Source organism: Streptomyces sp. 8N706 (genome assembly GCF_052245415.1).
Lineage (GTDB): Bacteria > Actinomycetota > Actinomycetes > Streptomycetales > Streptomycetaceae > Streptomyces.
The window spans coordinates 1-15908 of record NZ_JBQQBW010000081.1 but is presented as its reverse complement, the minus strand read 5'-3'; the positions used below and the strand labels follow the sequence as shown (position 1 = coordinate 15908).

Sequence of the window (15908 nt, the reverse complement as noted above, 5' to 3'; positions counted from 1 at the left end):
TCGTGTCACTCACCGGGCCGGATATGCGACGGGCAGCCGGGCGGGCTTCTCGCCGGTCGGGGGCGTCTGGAGGGTCTTCAGCGCGAACTCCATGACCCGCTTGTAGACCGGGCCGCAGACCTGTCCGCCGAAGTAGCTGCCCCGGGTCGGGTTCTGTACGGCGCAGTAGACGGTGATCCGTGGTTTGTCGGCGGGGGCGAAGCCGGCGAAGGAGGCGGTGTAGCCCCGGTAGCGGCCGGTCTCGGGATCCACCCGGTTGGAGGTACCGGTCTTGCCCGCGACGCGGTATCCGGGGATACGGGCCTTGGTGCCCGTACCCTCCTCGTCGTCGACCACCGACTCCAGCATGGCGGCGAGGGTCTTCGCGGTCTTCGGGCTGACGACGCGGGTCTTCTCGGGGGCCGGGGCCGCGGTGAAGGTCCCGTCGGGTCCGCGGCGGCCGCGGACCAGCGTCGGCTCGATGCGCTCTCCGCCGTTGGCGATGGTGGAGTACACGGACGCGGCCTGGACGGCGTTGAGGGAGAGCCCCTGGCCGAACGGGATCGTGTACTGCTGGGAGGCGCTCCAGTCCCCCGGCTTGGCGAGGATGCCCGGTGTCTCCCCGGGGAAGTCGAGGCCCGTCGGCTGCCCGAGGCCGAATTTCCGCAGGTAGGAGTGGAGGACCCGGTTGGCCTCCCGCTGTGTCCTGCCCAGCTGCTCGACGGAGAGGATCGTACCGATGTTGCTGGACTTGGCCAGGACCCCGTTGAGGGTGAGCTGCCAGGTGGGGTGGTCGATGTCGTCGGCGAAGAGCCGGTCGGCGCGGTGGAGCCGGTTCGGGACCGTGACGTGGGTGCCGGGGGTCGCCGCGCCCTCCTCCAGCACCGCGGCCATGGACATCACCTTGCTGGTACTGCCCGGTTCGTAGGCGTCCTGGAGGGCGGCGTTGCCCAGGGAGCCACTGGCCCTGGAGATGTCGTTGGGGTCGAAGCCGGGCGCGTTGGCCATGGCCAGGATCTCGCCGGTGCGGGTGTCCTGGGCGATGACATAGCCCCGGTCGGCCCCGGACTGCTCCACCTGTTCGGTGATCGCCTTCTGGGCGGCCCACTGGATGTCCCGGTCGATGGTGAGCTCGACGTCGGAGCCGGGAACGGCGGGCTGCTCATGGCTGCCCAGCGTGGGCACCTGACGGCCGCCGGACTGGGCGTAGGTGATCTTGCCGTTCTTCCCCGCGAGCTGCTTGTCGAGCTGGGCCTCGAGCCCTCCGCCTCCCTGGCCCGTGGCGTTGACGAAGCCCAGTATCCCGGCGGCGAGGTCCTTGTTCGGATAGACCCGCCTGCTGTGCGGCTCCTGGAAGACGCCCGCGAGGACATTGGCGCCCTTGCCCCTGGCGGCCTTGTCGGCGAAGGCGTTCTTCAGGTCCTTGATCTGGTTCCAGACCTGGGGCGGCTGCCGGCGGGCCAGCAGCACATAGCGCGTCTCGGGCGCGGACAGCTTCTCGGCGAGTTCGTCCTCGTCCTGGCCGAGAATGGGCGCGAGGAGGGCCGCGGCCTGCCGGGGGGCGTCCTTGGCCTCGCTCTGCTCGGGGGTGAAGCGGAAGGGGTCGGCGGTGATGTCGTACGCGTCCACGGTGGTGGCCAGTGCGACACCGGTGCGATCGGTGATCGCTCCACGCTCCGCCGCGAGGGTGTGGGTCACATAGCGGTTGACGTCGGCCTTGGCGGCGTACGTGCCGGCGTCCACGGCCTGCACCTGGAGGAGGCGGACGACGAACGCCAGCATCACGAGGGTGAGGCCGAGGCCGACGAGCCGGAGGCGCGGGCGAGGACGGGCGAGCCGGATCTGCTGCGGCGGACGGGCCGGGGGGCGCCGTACGTCGCCGCGGGGCGTGGGCGGCCCGGGCACACGGCGGCGCGGGGGCTCCTGGGGCGGGGTCATACGGTGGCCTCCGAGGGGCGGTGCTTCTCGGGACGGGGGCGCGGTACGGCCGGGCGCCGCGGCGGGGTCACGGTGCCGGCACGGTAAGGGGCGCCACCCCCGCCGCGGCGGGTGACGGCACACCGCGGACCGTGCCGTCCGGGCTCAGAAAGGCCGGGCTTCCGCCCGGCACCAGCCCCAGCTCCCGCGCCCGTTTCTCCAGCGCGTCCGGCGCGGAATACGCGTCGACCTCCTGTTGCAGGGCCTGCTGCTGGTCCGTGAGGTCCGTGGTCTCCTTCTTCAGCTTGCTCAGCTTGAAGGAGCCCTGGTTCAGGGAGGCGTTGAGCAGCAGCAGCGTGATCAGGCCGCCGCTGAGGAGCACGACGACGAGCACCACGAACGGCATCCGGGCGGCCGGGCCGGACCGGGCCGGCACCAGGTGTGCCAGCCGCGCTGCCCTGCCGCGGACGGCCCGCTTCACGCCACGTCCTCCCGGATGCGCTGCGCGCCGCGCAGCCGGGCTGGGGCGGCACGGCGGTTCTCGGCGACCTCGTCCTCCGCCGGCAGCTCGGCGCCGCGGGTGAGCAGCTTCAGCCGCGGCTGGTAGCGCTCGGGGACGACCGGCAGCCCGGGGGGCGCGGTGTTCCGCGCCCCCTCGGCGAGGACCTGCTTGACCAGCCGGTCCTCCAGGGAGTGGTACGAGAGGACGGCGATCCGGCCGTCGACGGCGAGCGCGGAGACGGCGGCGGGCACGGCCCGCTCCAGGATCGGCAGCTCGCCGTTGACCTCGATGCGCAGCGCCTGGAAGGTGCGCTTGGCGGGGTTGCCGCCGGTGCGCTTCGCGGCCTGCGGGAGCGCCTCGCGGATCAGCTCGACCAGACGGGCGCTGTTGCTGAACGGCTCCTTCTCCCGCTCGCGGACGACCGCCTCCACGATCTTCCGGGCGAACTTCTCCTCGCCGTAGCTGCGCAGGATGCGGACGAGCTCACCCGGCGGGTAGGTGTTGAGGACCTCCGCGGCGCTGATGCCCCCGGTCTGGTCCATACGCATGTCGAGAGGGGCGTCCTGGGCGTACGCGAAGCCGCGCTCGGCCTCGTCCAGCTGCATGGACGAGACGCCGAGGTCGAACAGGACGCCTTGGACACGCGGGATGCCGAGGCGCTCGAGGACCTCGGGCAGCTCGTCGTAGACCGCGTGCACCAGGGTGGCGCGCTCCCCGAAGGGCTCCAGGCGCTCCTCGGCGAGTTTCAGCGCCACGGGGTCGCGGTCGAGGGCGACGAGCCGGGCGGCGGGGAACGTGCTCAGAAGGGCTTCACTGTGCCCGCCGAGACCGAGGGTGCAGTCGACGACGACCGCACCCGGCTGGGCGAGAGCTGGGGCCAACAGGTCCAGGCACCGCTGGAGCATCACCGGGACATGCCGGGTCTCGCTCATGCGCCCCTCTCTTGGTACGGCGCGCGCCGGGCTCACGTACTACCGGGTCCCCGCCCGCTCTGAAGGGGAAGTGGCCTGCTGGCGCCGGGGAAGGGACGTCAGCCTGCCGGGGAGCGGGAGGAGGCCGAGCCGTACGTACGCACAGCGCACGCGGGGGTTTCGGTTCCGAGGGGAGCGTGACGCCTCCCACTTCGCGTCACTTTAGTCCACTGGTCCCTTCGGTCAACCAACCGGCTTGCGTGCCGTGAAACTGTTCGTCACCCGATCGGCCGCCGGATTGTCGCTCCTGTGGGTTACCTCACAGCACGGTGTGTTGGCCTCGTTATGCCCGACCTCACCGAAGGCCCGGACCAGCGATGACGACTAACGTCATCACCATGTCGACATCTGCACCTCTTCCTGCGGAACCCGCACGCACCGCCGACACCGCCGCCGGGCGCGGCGGCTCGGTCATCGACCGTCTTGTCGAGTCCAACCGGAAGTACGCCGACGCATTCTCCGACCCGGGGATGGACGCCCGCCCGGTGCTCGCTGTCGCGGTGGTCGCCTGCATGGACGCCCGGCTCGACCTGCACGCGGCACTCGGCCTGGAGCTGGGCGACTGCCACACGATCCGCAACGCGGGGGGTGTGGTCACCGACGACGCCATCCGCTCCCTCACGATCAGCCAACGGGCGCTCGGCACCCGCAGCGTCGTACTCATCCACCACACCGGCTGCGGTCTGGAGAGCCTGACCGAGGACTTCCGGCACGAGCTGGAGATGGAGGTCGGGCAGCGGCCGGCGTGGGCCGTGGAGGCCTTCCGCGACGTCGACCAGGACGTCCGGCAGTCGATGCAGCGGGTGCGCACGTCGCCGTTCCTGCTGCACACCGATGATGTCCGCGGGTTCGTCTTCGACGTCACCACGGGGCTGCTGCGGGAGATCGACCCACAGCCGTGACCACCTCCGCGTGATCACCGGGCCAGATGACGGCGTGCCGTGAGCGGTGCGGCGGTGACCGCCGGCGCCGTCGCGGTGCGGCCGTCATCGTTGGAGCCGGTGGCCGCCGGGGGGACTGATCGTTCGGGTCCGCTCATGAGCCTGACCGTGGGGTCTGACCGTCGAGCCTGATCATTTGCGACGCGAGCGCCGGCGCGGTGACCGTTGCGGCCGTGATCGCTGCGGTGGTGACCGCGGCGGCCGTGCTCTCTTCGGCCCGCGGGGCGCGTTCCGGCGGTCGTATCGGCCGTGCACACGTCATAAAGTCGGCCAGGGGCGACAAAACGACTGCGGTTATCCACAGCCGAGTGACGTAAAGCCGTACGGGCGGCAAGAATGCGTGGTGTGACACCGAGTCGGCTCACGCCGGATCCGGTGCGCACTTTCGGGGTGGGCCGGGTCCGTGCCAGAGGACACCGGTCCGTAGAACGGGCCGAGGAGGGCCGGGTGACGACCTATGACGATCGAGCGAGCCTCACGGATCTGACCACCACCGCGGAGCGGGTGCGCCGGTCGGTCGAGGGCGTGATCGAGGGCAAGCCGGAGGTCGTACGGCTCTCGCTGACCGTGCTGCTGGCCGAGGGGCATCTGCTCATCGAGGATGTCCCGGGCGTGGGCAAGACCATGCTCGCCAAGGCGCTGGCGCGGTCGATCGACTGCTCGGTGCGGCGGATCCAGTTCACTCCCGACCTGCTGCCGTCGGACATCACCGGAGTGAGCGTCTTCGACCAGCAGCGGCGGGAGTTCGAGTTCAAACCGGGGGCGATCTTCGCGCAGATCGTGATCGGGGACGAGATCAACCGCGCCTCCCCCAAGACCCAGTCGGCGCTGCTGGAGTCCTTGGAGGAGCGCCAGGTCACGGTGGACGGGCAGACGTACGAGCTGCCGAGCCCCTTCATGGTCGTGGCCACGCAGAACCCGGTCGAGATGGAGGGCACGTACCCGCTGCCGGAGGCGCAGCGGGACCGCTTCATGGCCCGGGTGTCCATCGGCTATCCGAGCGCGGACGCCGAGCTGCAGATGCTGGATGTGCACGGCGAGACCTCGCCTCTGGACGATCTGCAGCCGGTGGCACACGCCCACGAGATCGTGAAGCTGGTCGACGCGGTGCGGACGGTGCATGTCGCCGAATCGGTGCGGCGCTATGCGGTGGAGCTGGTGGCGGCCACGCGCAACCACCCCGACCTGCGGCTGGGCGCCTCGCCCCGCGCGACGCTGCACCTGCTGCGGGCGGCGAAGGCCGCGGCGGCGCTGAGCGGCCGCGAGTACGCGCTGCCCGACGATGTGCAGACCCTGGCCATAGCGGTACTGGCGCACCGGTTGCTGCCGACCCCGCAGGCTCAGCTCAACCGTCGCACGGCCGAGCAGGTCGTCGTGGAGATCCTGCAGCGCACGCCGCTTCCCGACCCGTACGGCCAGCAGGCGCCCGGCGCGCGGAGGCTGTGATGCCCGCCGCGCCCGGGCCGGCGGCGGGCGATGACGACAAGGGCGGTCTGCGGAGCGCACTCGCCGGACTGACGACGCGCGGACGCTCGTTCCTGGCGGCGGGTGTCGCCGCGGCGCTCTGCGCCTACGTCCTCGGCCAGGCCGATCTGCTGCGGGTGGGTCTGCTGCTGGCCGCGCTGCCCCTGGTGTGTGTGGCCGTACTGTTCCGCACCCGCTACCGCGTGGCAGGCAGCCGCCGGCTCTCCCCCGCGCGGGTACCGGCCGCGTCGGAGTCGCGCGTGCATCTGCGGGTCGACAACGTCTCTCGGCTGCCCACCGGGCTGCTGATGCTGCAGGACCGGGTGCCCTATGTGCTGGGGCCGCGGCCGCGCTTCGTCCTGGACCGGGTGGAGCCGGGCGGGCAGCGGGAGGTGTCCTACCGGGTCCGTTCGGACTTGCGGGGCCGCTATCCGCTCGGGCCGCTGCAACTGCGGCTGACCGACCCGTTCGGGATGTGTGAACTGAACCGCGGCTTCAGTACGTACGACACCCTGACGGTGGTCCCGCGGGTGGAGACGCTGCCCGCGAACCGGCTCTCGGGCGACGCCTCGGGGTACGGCGACGGACGGCACCGTTCGCTGGCGCTGGCCGGGGAGGACGATGTGATCCCGCGCGGATACCGCCACGGCGACGATCTGCGCCGGGTGCACTGGCGCTCCACGGCCCGGTACGGCGAGCTGATGGTGCGCCGCGAGGAGCAGCCGCAGCGGTCCGGCTGCACCGTGCTGCTCGACACCCGCAGGTCGGCCCATCAGGGCGGCGGACCGAACTCGGCGTTCGAGTGGGCGGTCTCGGGCGCCGCCTCGGTGTCGGTGCACTTGCTGGAGCGGGGCTTCTCGGTGCGGCTGCTGACCGACACGGGCAGCTCGGTGCCGGGTCCGGAGGGGGCGGGGGGCTTCGCCGGGGACACCTCCGAAGCCGCCGGGCTGCTGCTGGACACCCTCGCCGTGGTCGACCACTCCGACGAGGACGGCCTCTCCCGCGCGTACGACGTGCTGCGGGGTGGCAGGGAGGGGCTGCTGGTGGCCTTTCTCGGCAGCCTTGACGAGGAGCAGACCGCGGTGGTGGCCCGGATGCGGACGCGCAGTGGTCCCGCGGTCGCCTTCGTGCTGGACGACGCCGCCTGGTCCCGGGACGGCAGCGCCGACGACAGACGGTCCTTCCACAAGCGGGTGCGGCTGCTGCGCGAGGCCGGCTGGTCCGTGCTTCCCGTCGCGCCGGGGGACTCCCTGCCCCAGCTGTGGCGGCAGGCCGACGGGCAGCGGCTGAGCACGGGGTCGCCGGTGGGCGGACCGGCAGGGGGAGGGGAATGAGCGGGCGAGGGCGGATCACGGTCTGTGCGGCGCTGGCCACACTGCTGACGGCGTGTGCGCTGCTGCCGCTGGTCGAGCCGGCCGGATGGCTTCTCCAGGCGGCGTTTCTGCTGGTCGTCGTGGCCGGTGCGGGTGCGCTGTGCCGGAGAGTGCCCCTGGCCCGGCCGCTGACCGTGGCAGCACAGGCGCTGACCGGGCTGTTGCTGCTGACGCTGGTGTTCGCGCGCGAGGAGGCGCTCGCCGGTGTGCTGCCGGGCCCCGGTGTGTTCCGGGAGTTCGGCCAACTGCTGGCCGAGGGCGTCGACGACGTGGGGCGGTACGCCATACCCGCGCCGGTCACCGGTGGCATCCGGCTGCTGCTGGTCGGCGGGGTGCTGGTGATCGGCCTGATCGTGGACACGCTGGCGGTGACCTATCGCAGTGCCGCTCCCGCGGGGCTGCCGCTGCTCGCGCTGTACTCCGTCGCGGCGGGGCTTTCCCAGGGCGGGGCGGGCTGGCTGTGGTTCCTGCTCGCGGCCGCCGGTTATCTGCTGCTGCTCCTCGCCGAGGGCCGGGACCGGCTGTCGCAGTGGGGGCGGGTGTTCGGCGGGACGCCCAGGGCACCCAGCAGGCTCGGGGCGGGGCTGGAGCGCGGCGTCGGTGGTCCCGCGGCCGCACCGGCGCGTACCGGGCGGCGGATCGGTGCCGTGGCACTGGGCATCGCTCTGGTGGTGCCCGCGGCCCTGCCCACCCTGGGCGGCGGGCTGCTGGGCCATCAGGGCCGCGGCAGCGGAGCGGGGCCGGGCGGCGGCACGATCTCCGCTGTGAACCCGCTGGTCTCGCTGCAGAACAGTCTGAACCAGCCGGAGGACCGGGAGGTGCTGACGTACCGGACGAGCGCCGACGGCGCCCAGGACATGTATCTGCGCATCGTCGCCCTGGACCAGTTCGACGGCAGCTCCTGGAAGCCCTCGGAGCGGCGGGTCGGCGATGTGCCCGCCACGCTCCCGGCGCCGGCGGGCCTCGGTCCGGCGGTCCGGACCACCGCGGTCACGACCAGTCTGGCGGCGGCCGACTGGTACAAGCAGAGCTGGCTGCCGCTCCCCTACCCGGCCACGCAGGTGCGGATCGGTGGCAAATGGCGCTTCGAGCCCGAGGGCCGCACCCTGGTCGGCGACCGGGGCCAGACCACGCGCGGGGCGGAGTACGAGGTGTCGAGCCTGATCGTGCAGCCCACCGCGGATCAGCTGGCGGCCGCCGTGCGCCCGTCCGCCGAACTCCTGCAGGAGTACACAAGGGTCCCGGAGTCGCTGCCGGACGTGGTGGGACGCACGGCCCGCTCGGTGACCTCCGGTGCCTCCAACGACTACGAGCGGGCGGTCGGGCTCCAGGACTGGTTCGCTGCCAACGGTGGCTTCACCTACGACACCGAGGTGGCGGCCGGCAGCGGATCCGAGGCCATCGCCCGCTTTTTGAAGCAGAAAGAGGGCTTCTGCGTCCACTTCTCCTTCTCGATGGCGGCCATGGCACGGACCCTGGGAATACCGGCGCGGGTGGCGGTGGGCTTCACCCCCGGCACCTCGCGTACGGACGGCTCGATGTCGGTGGGCCTGAAGGACGCGCACGCCTGGCCGGAGCTGTACTTCGAAGGCATCGGCTGGACCCGGTTCGAGCCGACCCCGACGCGCGGCACCGTGCCCGACTACGCCATCGAGGAGAGCCCCTCCCGCGGGTCCTCGCAGCCGGAGGAGGAGCAGCCCAGCAGCTCGGCGGCGCCCTCTGCCGAGCCGTCGCCTTCGGACAGCTGCACCGCCGGCACGACGCAGCAGGGCGACTGCGGCGTACCGCCCCAGCAGTCGGACAGCGGCCCCACGGACCGCGGGCTGCCCTGGGGCACGATCCTGGCCACGGCGGCGCTCGCGCTGCCGGCCCTGGCCCTGCCCGCGCTGCCGCTGCTGTGGCGCGTACGGGTCAGACGGCGGCGCCTCGACGCCCCGGGCCGTACCACCGGGGACGCGGACGCGGACGCGGCTGAGCGGACGCTGGCGGCCTGGCGGGAGCTCATCGACTCCGGGTGGGATTACGGCATCGTGCCGGACGACTCCCAGACTCCACGTCAGGCCTCGGCCCGGATCGTCCGGAGCGGCACGCTGGACACCACGGCCGAGGAGGCCGCGCAGCGGGTGGCGGCAGCGGTGGAGCAGGTGCTGTACGCGCCGCTGCCCCACCCGGCGACGGGACTGGCGGCTGATGTACGGCAGGTCAGAGCAGGGCTGCGTGCCACAGCGGGCCGCGGTACTCGTCTGCGGGCGCTGTTCGCGCCACGGTCGGCGGTTCGGGTGGTGTGGGCCTGCGCCCGGTGGCGGTCGGCTCTGGTCGCCCGGTGGAGCGCCCGATGGGGCGTGGAGCGCTGGGCGAACGCCGTGCGGCGCGCTGTGCCGAGCCGTCTGCGGGGGTAGTGCGTACCTGAGGACGCACATGACGGACGTACCTCAGGGACGTAACCCCAGGGACGCACGTGAGGGGGCGGCCACCTGGTGGTGGCCGCCCCCTCACGAATGTTCCGGGGATTCCGTGCCCTGGATTCCGTGCCCTGCGTGGGGGCTCCGATGCGGCGCGCGGACCGGTCCGCACGCGCGTAAGACGGCGTACGTCGCGTCGGTGGCGCTGTCGGCTCAGTGACCCTGCTCGTCGCGGCGGCGCTGCCACCGCTGCTCGATGCGGTTCATCATGGACCGCCGCTGGCGGCTGCCCTGACGACGCTGCGGGGTGCCGCCCTGGGCGCCCGCAGCCGAGGTCTGCTGCTCGCCCGGCTTGGGCGCCTTGCGCCAGCCGGTCACCGCGAGCACGGCGCACCCCAGCATGACGAGAAAACCCACCACGCTGACCCAGATCTGCTGCGCGACCATTCCGGCCATGAGGAGCGCGATACCCACCAGAAAGCCGACGACCGCCTGGTAGACCCGTCGCCGGGTGTACGTACGCAGCCCGCTTCCCTCAAGCGCTGTCGCGAACTTGGGATCTTCGGCGTACAGCGCTCGCTCCATCTGCTCGAGCATTCGCTGCTCGTGCTCCGAGAGCGGCACGGAGTCCTCCTACTCGTCGGTCGCGGGGGGCGACCGGGGTGCGACGCTTTCAGGATAGGCAGGGATTCGCCCCCGTGAAACCCGCCCCTCTGCGCCAATTCGCCATTCCGGGCCGCCCTGGCGACACAGGTGGTGGGACGTGCATTCCCTGGCCTCCCGTCCGTCATGCCGGACCGTGTTCCCCGATCATACGGGGCCATGCGGCTGATCGGGTGGCGTGTGGCGGACTGCATGCGTCCGCACCTACCGCATGTGCCTGTATGTGCCGATCGTCGCCATCGGCAACCGCGCAGCCGTGGTGCGGTGTCAGGCATGGAGCGGTATGGCCGTGGTCCGGCGTCCGCCGCGATGCGGTGTCAGCCGTGGCGCGGCGGCGACCGTAGTGCAGCGTCGGCCATGCGGCGTCGGCCGTGATGCGGTGTGAGCGGTGGTGCGGTAGGGCCGTGGTGGGGCACAGCCGTGGTGCGGGGTCAGCCGTCATGCGCTATGGCTGTGGTGCGGGGTCAGCCGTCATGCGCTATGGCTGTGGTGCGGGGTCAGCCGTCATGCGCTATGGCCGTGGTGCAGGGTCAGCCGGTCTCTCGCTCCGCGAGCACATGCAGCTGGGTGGCCACCGAACGGAACGCCGGCAGCTCGGCCGCGGCCTCCTCCAGCTTGAGCAGCGCCTCCACGGCACCGGGCTCGGTGTCGACCAGTACGCCCGGTACGAGATCGGCGAAGACGCGAACTCCGTGGACCGCCCCGATGGTGAGACCGGTCGCGGAGACCAGCTCGGTCAGCTGGTCCGGGGTGAACCGCCGGGGCACCGGGTCGCCCTCGCCCCAGCGGCCCTCCGGATCGGACAGCGCATGCCGCGCCTCCGTGAAGTGTCCCGCGAGCGCCCGCGCCAGGACGGCGCCGCCCAGACCGGCGGCGAGCAGGCTGAGCGTTCCGGCCGGCCGGAGCGCCTCGACGGCGTTCCGCACGCCCTCGGAGGGGTCGTCCATGTACTCCAGTACTCCATGGCAGAGCACGACGTCGTAGCCGCTGCGCTCGGCGACCTCGAACAGGCCGTGGGCGTCGCCCTGCACGCCGCGCACCCGCTCGGCGACCTCGGCCTCCGCCGCCCGCCGCTCCAGGGCGAACAGCGCATTGGGGCTGGGGTCGACCACGGTCACACGGTGGCCGAGCCGGGCGACCGGTACGGCGAAGTTGCCGGTGCCGCCGCCGGTGTCGAGGACGTCGAGGGTCTCCCGGCCGGCGGACTTCACCCGGCGGTCCAGAGCCTCCTGGAGCACCTCCCAGACCACGGCGGTACGGAGTGAGGCGCGGGGACGCATCGGGTCGGACACAGCGAGTGGCTCCTCGGCGCGGGACCGCCGCGGACGGCGGGAAGCGAACTGGTGCTGGCGGCTCCCACCCTATTGCCTTCCGACGTCATCCCGCGTCCGGCCGGGCCCCCACCCTGGGCTGTGGGAGGGCAGGTTGCAGCACCAGCAGCCGCTCGACGATGCGCAGGAACATCCCCGCGTCCCGTATCAGATCGTCGGCGTCGCGGCAGCTGGCAGCATCCCGTATCCCCGCCTCGGCCCGGGCCCGCCGGCTCGCGCCGGAGGCGAACAGCATGCTCCATTCGGAGAGTTCGGGTGCGACCTCGGGCAGCACCTCCCAGGCGCTGCGGATCCGCTGCCGGCGTCGCGGCGTCTCCTCGGGGCGCCCGCGGACCGCCAGTACGGCCGCCGCGGTGCGCAGCGCGGCCAGATGCGCCGTGGCGTAGCGCTCGTTCGAGGTCTCCAGCTCCTCCGCCTCGTCGAGGCCCTGGCGGGCCTGGGCGAGCAGTCCGAGAGCCTCGGGCGGTGCGGTGGCGCGCCGCACCACGGGGTGCACATCCGCGGCGGGGCCGGCCGAGGTTGGGTCGGGACGGCCGGTGCGGCGTCGGCGCGCCGATGAGGGAAGTCGCGCGGTGCTTCCGTCCGGGGTGGCGGCGGGGCGACGGGCGGGCGTACGAGCCATGACGAACCTCCTGTCGTCGCGGACGGCTCCATGCCGTATGCCCACATCGTGGGGCACACCACTGACAATCGGCCCTGACCTGCGACTTTCCCGCTCAGGAGCGCCCCGCACCTCCTCTCCCGGGGCCGTCCTTCCTCTGCTCCCCTTCCGCCGAAGACCCCGCCTTGAAGGCGGGAAAGGACATACGGCATACTTTTAGACTGACCAGTCAGTTCAAAAGGGGAGGGTTCGTGAACAGCACCCCGCACGGGGCGGCAGTCACGGCCGTGGGGCTCGGCGTCGAAGGCCCCCGCGGCTGGGCATTCCGGAACGTCGACATCAGCGCGGAGCCCGGCGCGCTCATCGCTGTGGAGGGTCCGTCGGGTACGGGCCGTACCTGTCTGCTGCTCGCGCTCACCGGACGTATGCGTGCCACCGCGGGACACGCCGAGATCTCGGGCCTGCGGATGCCCAAGAAGATGGCCGCCGTGCGCCGGATCAGCGCGCTCGGCCATGTGCCGGGCGTCACGGAGCTCGACTCCGCGCTGACCGTCTCCGAGCATCTGCGCGAGCGGGCCCTGCTGCAGCGCCGGTTCGGCGGTTCGCTGCGTGCACTGCTGCGCCCCCGGCGGGAGCGTGCCGCCGAGGGCCGCCGACGGATCGACACGGCCCTGAAGGCCGCCGGGCTGGACCTGGACGCGCTGCCCAAGGGCCCGCGCACGTCCGTACGGGATCTGGAGCGGCTGGAGTCGCTGCGGCTGTCGGTGGCGCTCGCGCTGATGGCGCGGCCGCGGCTGCTGGCCGTGGACGACACCGACATCAAGCTCTCGGACGGCGAACGCGAACAGGCGTGGGCGATGCTCCGGAGCATCGCGGCGGGCGGGACGACCGTGCTGGCCGTGTGCAGCGAGGCACCGGAGGGCGCCGTCGTCGTCTCGACGGTGTCCCGCCCGGAACGGCCCCAGGACAAGGACCAGGCAAAGGCCCAGGACGAGGACGAGGACCAGGACAGGCCCCAGGAGCGGAGGCCGGGCACGGCGCGGGAGCAGGAGCGGGACGACGTACCGGCCGCGGACCGGGTGGCCGGGGGCGAGGAAGCCGGGGCCGAGCCGACCGACGGCGGGAAGCCCGGCGACGACAAGAACGAGAAGAAAAAGGGGGCGGCGGATGCGCTCGCCGAAACTGGCCGCGCTTGAGCTGAAGCGGTTCGGCAGGGGGAAGCTCCCGAGAGCGGCGCTCGCCGCCCTTCTGCTCCTCCCTCTGCTCTACGGCGCGCTCTACCTGTGGTCGTTCTGGGACCCGTACGGCCATCTGGAGAAGATCCCGGCCGCCCTGGTCAACACCGACAAGGGCGCCACCACGGAGGGCGAGAGGATCACGGCGGGCGACGACATCGTCGGGCGTCTGCGTGACAGCAAGACCTTCGAGTGGCACGAGGTGAGTCCGGCGGAGGCTCGTGACGGCGTCGAGAAGGGGACGTACTACCTCTCGCTGACGGTGCCGTCCGACTTCAGCAAGGAGATCGCCTCGAGCTCGGGTGACCACCCCGAGACCAGTGCCCTCCAGGTGCACACCAACGACGCCAACAACTACATCGTCGGCCAGATCTCCCGGAGCGTGTTCTCCGAGGTGCGGTCCGCGGCCTCGTCGAAGACCTCGCGCACCTTCCTGGACAAGATCTTCGTGTCCTTCTCCGACATCCACGGCAAGACGGAGAAGGCCGCCGAAGGCGCCGACTCGCTCAACGGCGGTATCGGCAAGGCGAAGAAAGGCGCGGGAGACCTAGCGGACGGTCTCACCGACGCCCAGGACGGCAGCCGGTCCCTCAAGGACGGGACCAGGAAGCTCGACGACGGCGCGGGCACCCTGGAGACCGGCGCCGCGAAGGTCGCGGATGGCACCCAGAAGCTCGCGGACAGCGCCCAACGGGCGGCGGAGCTGGAACCGTTCCTCAAGGAAAACGGCGCCGAGATCGGCAGGGTGGCCCAGGTCGTCGCCGACACCTCCCGTGACGCGCGGGACAACCTCGACAAGCTGCCCTCCCCCACCACGGCCGAGAAGCTGGCCGGCGACAGCCGTGAGGCCGCCGACTTCCTCGCCCAGGACTACGAGAAGCGCTGCACCGACGGCCAGCTGCCCGAATCCTCCTGCCCACAGCTGAAGAAGGCCGTGGACGCTGCGGACAAGACGGCGGACGCGGCAGCGACCCTCAACACGTTGGTGCAGAACGAGCACGGTGAACTGGCAGAGCTCGGCCGGGACCTGGACACCATTCACGGCTACGCCACCACGCTCGCCCAGCGGGGCCCCACCCTCTGGAAGGATCTCGACGCCGCCGTCAAGGAGATCAACGCCCTGAACGCCGGAGCCCACAAGGTCGCCCGCGGGGCCGACACCCTGCACACGGGCCTGGGCACCGCGAAGAACGGCGCGAGCGAGCTGGACAGCGGCATCGGCGAGCTGACCACCGGCGCCAACACCCTCAACGGCGGCATGTTCAAGCTCGTCGACGGCTCGGGCAAGCTGGCCGGAGGCCTGCACGACGGCGCCGAGAAGATCCCGGACTACGACAAGAAGGAGCGGGACGCCCGCACCGAGGTGATGGCCGACCCCGTCCAGCTCGCCTCGCAGTCCCTGCACAAGGCGCCCAACTACGGCACGGGCTTCGCCCCGTACTTCATCCCCCTGTCGCTCTGGGTCGGTGCGATGGTCGCCTACATGCTGATCCAGCCCCTCAACGGGCGGGCGCTGGCCGCGGGCGCCTCCTCCTGGCGGATCGCGTTGGCCGGCTGGCTGCCGGTCGCCGCTCTGGGCGTGCTCCAGACGGCCGCGCTGATGTCCGTACTGCACTGGGGCCTGGGCCTGGAGATGGCCCGGACGGCCGGAACCGTCGGCTTCCTGACGCTGGTCACGGTCTGCTTCGCGGCCATCGTGCAGTGGCTCAACGCGCGGTTCGGGCCCGCGGGCCGGATCCTGGTGCTGGCGCTGCTGATGCTTCAGCTGACCTCCGCGGGCGGCACCTACCCCGTACAGACCAGCCCCGGCTTCTTCAACGCCATCCATCCGTTCCTGCCGATGACCTATGTCGTCGAGGGGCTGCGCCGGCTCATCACCGGCGGCGGTCTGGAGCCCGTGTGGCTGGGCTCGGCGGTACTCGCCGCGTACACCCTGGGCGCGCTCGCGCTCACCGCGTGGTCGGCCCGCCGCAAGCAGGTGTGGACGCTGAACCGGCTGCATCCGGAGCTGAGCCTATGACCGGGGCAATGGCCACGGCACGTGGTGTTCCGGGGAGAATCAACGCCATGGACAGCAGCAGCACCCGTCGCCGGACGACGCGGACCAAGCTCTACGAGGCGGCCGTCACCCTCATCGCCGAGAAGGGCTTCTCCTCCACCACGGTGGACGAGATCGCCGAGCGCGCCGGGGTCGCGAAGGGCACGGTCTACTACAACTTCGCCAGCAAGACCGAGCTCTTCGAGGAACTGCTGCGGCACGGTGTCGGTCTGCTCACCGCCTCGCTCCAGCGGGCCGCGGACGAGACGGCCGAGCGGGGCGGCAGCCGGGTCGACGCCCTGGACGCGATGATCCGTGCCGGGCTGGGCTTCATCGAACGCTATCCCGCGTTCACCCAGCTCTATGTGGCGGAGCTGTGGCGGACCAACCGTGCCTGGCAGTCCACGCTGCTGGTGGTGCGCCAGCAAGCCGTCGCGGTGGTGGAGAACGTACTGCGGGAAGCCGTGGAGAACGGTGAGCTGAACGAGGAG

14 protein-coding genes are annotated in these 15908 nt (G+C 71.9%); 7 read left to right on the top strand and 7 right to left on the bottom strand.

All coding sequences use genetic code 11. The annotated features are described in order from the left end of the window. Positions 1-9: 9 nt before the first annotated feature. The 3 genes from ACTWQE_RS24910 to rsmH form a co-directional block, all read right to left on the bottom strand. Positions 10-1917 (bottom strand): peptidoglycan D,D-transpeptidase FtsI family protein, encoded by a 1908-nt coding sequence (locus tag ACTWQE_RS24910; protein ID WP_443331271.1) that lies wholly within the window; start codon positions 1915-1917, stop codon positions 10-12. A gap of 67 nt (positions 1918-1984) precedes the next feature. Then, complete coding sequence (locus ACTWQE_RS24905; protein ID WP_443331270.1) at positions 1985-2377, bottom strand: septum formation initiator family protein; 393 nt, start codon at positions 2375-2377, stop codon at positions 1985-1987. Then, entirely contained in the window at positions 2374-3330 is a 957-nt protein-coding gene (rsmH, locus tag ACTWQE_RS24900; protein ID WP_443331269.1) for a 16S rRNA (cytosine(1402)-N(4))-methyltransferase RsmH, read from the bottom strand. Before rsmH ends, ACTWQE_RS24905 begins: the two co-directional genes overlap by 4 nt. Before the next feature lie 377 nt (positions 3331-3707). Here rsmH and ACTWQE_RS24895 point away from each other — a divergent pair, with 377 nt between their 5' ends. After that, complete coding sequence (locus ACTWQE_RS24895) at positions 3708-4271, top strand: beta-class carbonic anhydrase (protein ID WP_443331268.1); 564 nt, start codon at positions 3708-3710, stop codon at positions 4269-4271. 14 nt (positions 4272-4285) lie between these two features. Here the strand turns inward: ACTWQE_RS24895 and ACTWQE_RS24890 are convergent, their stop codons facing one another. Further along, on the bottom strand, positions 4286-4408 hold the full coding sequence (locus ACTWQE_RS24890) for a hypothetical protein (protein WP_443331267.1): 123 nt from the start codon (positions 4406-4408) through the stop codon (positions 4286-4288). A gap of 349 nt (positions 4409-4757) precedes the next feature. Between ACTWQE_RS24890 and ACTWQE_RS24885 the strand changes: the two genes are divergently transcribed. From ACTWQE_RS24885 to ACTWQE_RS24875, 3 genes are read left to right on the top strand one after another with little or no spacing between them, the layout of a single operon-like run. Then, complete coding sequence (locus ACTWQE_RS24885; protein ID WP_443331266.1) at positions 4758-5756, top strand: AAA family ATPase; 999 nt, start codon at positions 4758-4760, stop codon at positions 5754-5756. Beyond that, positions 5756-7108 (top strand): DUF58 domain-containing protein, encoded by a 1353-nt coding sequence (locus tag ACTWQE_RS24880; protein WP_443331265.1) that lies wholly within the window; start codon positions 5756-5758, stop codon positions 7106-7108. Before ACTWQE_RS24885 ends, ACTWQE_RS24880 begins: the two co-directional genes overlap by 1 nt. After that, on the top strand, positions 7105-9546 hold the full coding sequence (locus ACTWQE_RS24875) for a transglutaminase TgpA family protein (protein WP_443331264.1): 2442 nt from the start codon (positions 7105-7107) through the stop codon (positions 9544-9546). Before ACTWQE_RS24880 ends, ACTWQE_RS24875 begins: the two co-directional genes overlap by 4 nt. Positions 9547-9762: 216 nt before the next feature. Here ACTWQE_RS24875 and ACTWQE_RS24870 read toward each other — a convergent pair whose 3' ends face one another. The 3 genes from ACTWQE_RS24870 to ACTWQE_RS24860 all read right to left on the bottom strand — a co-directional run bounded on the left by ACTWQE_RS24870 (position 9763) and on the right by ACTWQE_RS24860 (position 12165). Then, positions 9763-10173 carry a DUF3040 domain-containing protein gene (locus ACTWQE_RS24870; RefSeq protein ID WP_443331263.1) on the bottom strand — a complete coding sequence of 137 codons (411 nt, stop codon included), beginning with the start codon at positions 10171-10173 and terminating at the stop codon, positions 9763-9765. A 569-nt stretch (positions 10174-10742) separates the two neighbouring features. Continuing rightward, positions 10743-11504, bottom strand: a complete 762-nt coding sequence (locus ACTWQE_RS24865) for a methyltransferase (protein WP_443331262.1) — start codon at positions 11502-11504, stop codon at positions 10743-10745. Positions 11505-11589: 85 nt separating this feature from the next. Further along, complete coding sequence (locus tag ACTWQE_RS24860; protein WP_443331261.1) at positions 11590-12165, bottom strand: SAV_6107 family HEPN domain-containing protein; 576 nt, start codon at positions 12163-12165, stop codon at positions 11590-11592. A gap of 230 nt (positions 12166-12395) precedes the next feature. On the opposite strand from ACTWQE_RS24860, the gene ACTWQE_RS24855 reads away from it, so the two are divergent. The 3 genes from ACTWQE_RS24855 to ACTWQE_RS24845 form a co-directional block, all read left to right on the top strand. Further along, positions 12396-13340, top strand: coding sequence for an ATP-binding cassette domain-containing protein (locus tag ACTWQE_RS24855; protein ID WP_443331260.1), 945 nt, complete (start codon positions 12396-12398; stop codon positions 13338-13340). Then, the gene (locus ACTWQE_RS24850) at positions 13312-15399 is read left to right on the top strand and encodes a YhgE/Pip family protein (protein ID WP_443331259.1); all 2088 of its coding nucleotides are present in this window, start codon (positions 13312-13314) and stop codon (positions 15397-15399) included. Before ACTWQE_RS24855 ends, ACTWQE_RS24850 begins: the two co-directional genes overlap by 29 nt. 47 nt (positions 15400-15446) lie before the next feature. Then, a partial coding sequence (locus tag ACTWQE_RS24845; protein ID WP_443331258.1) for a TetR/AcrR family transcriptional regulator occupies positions 15447-15908 on the top strand: 462 nt, incomplete at its 3' end.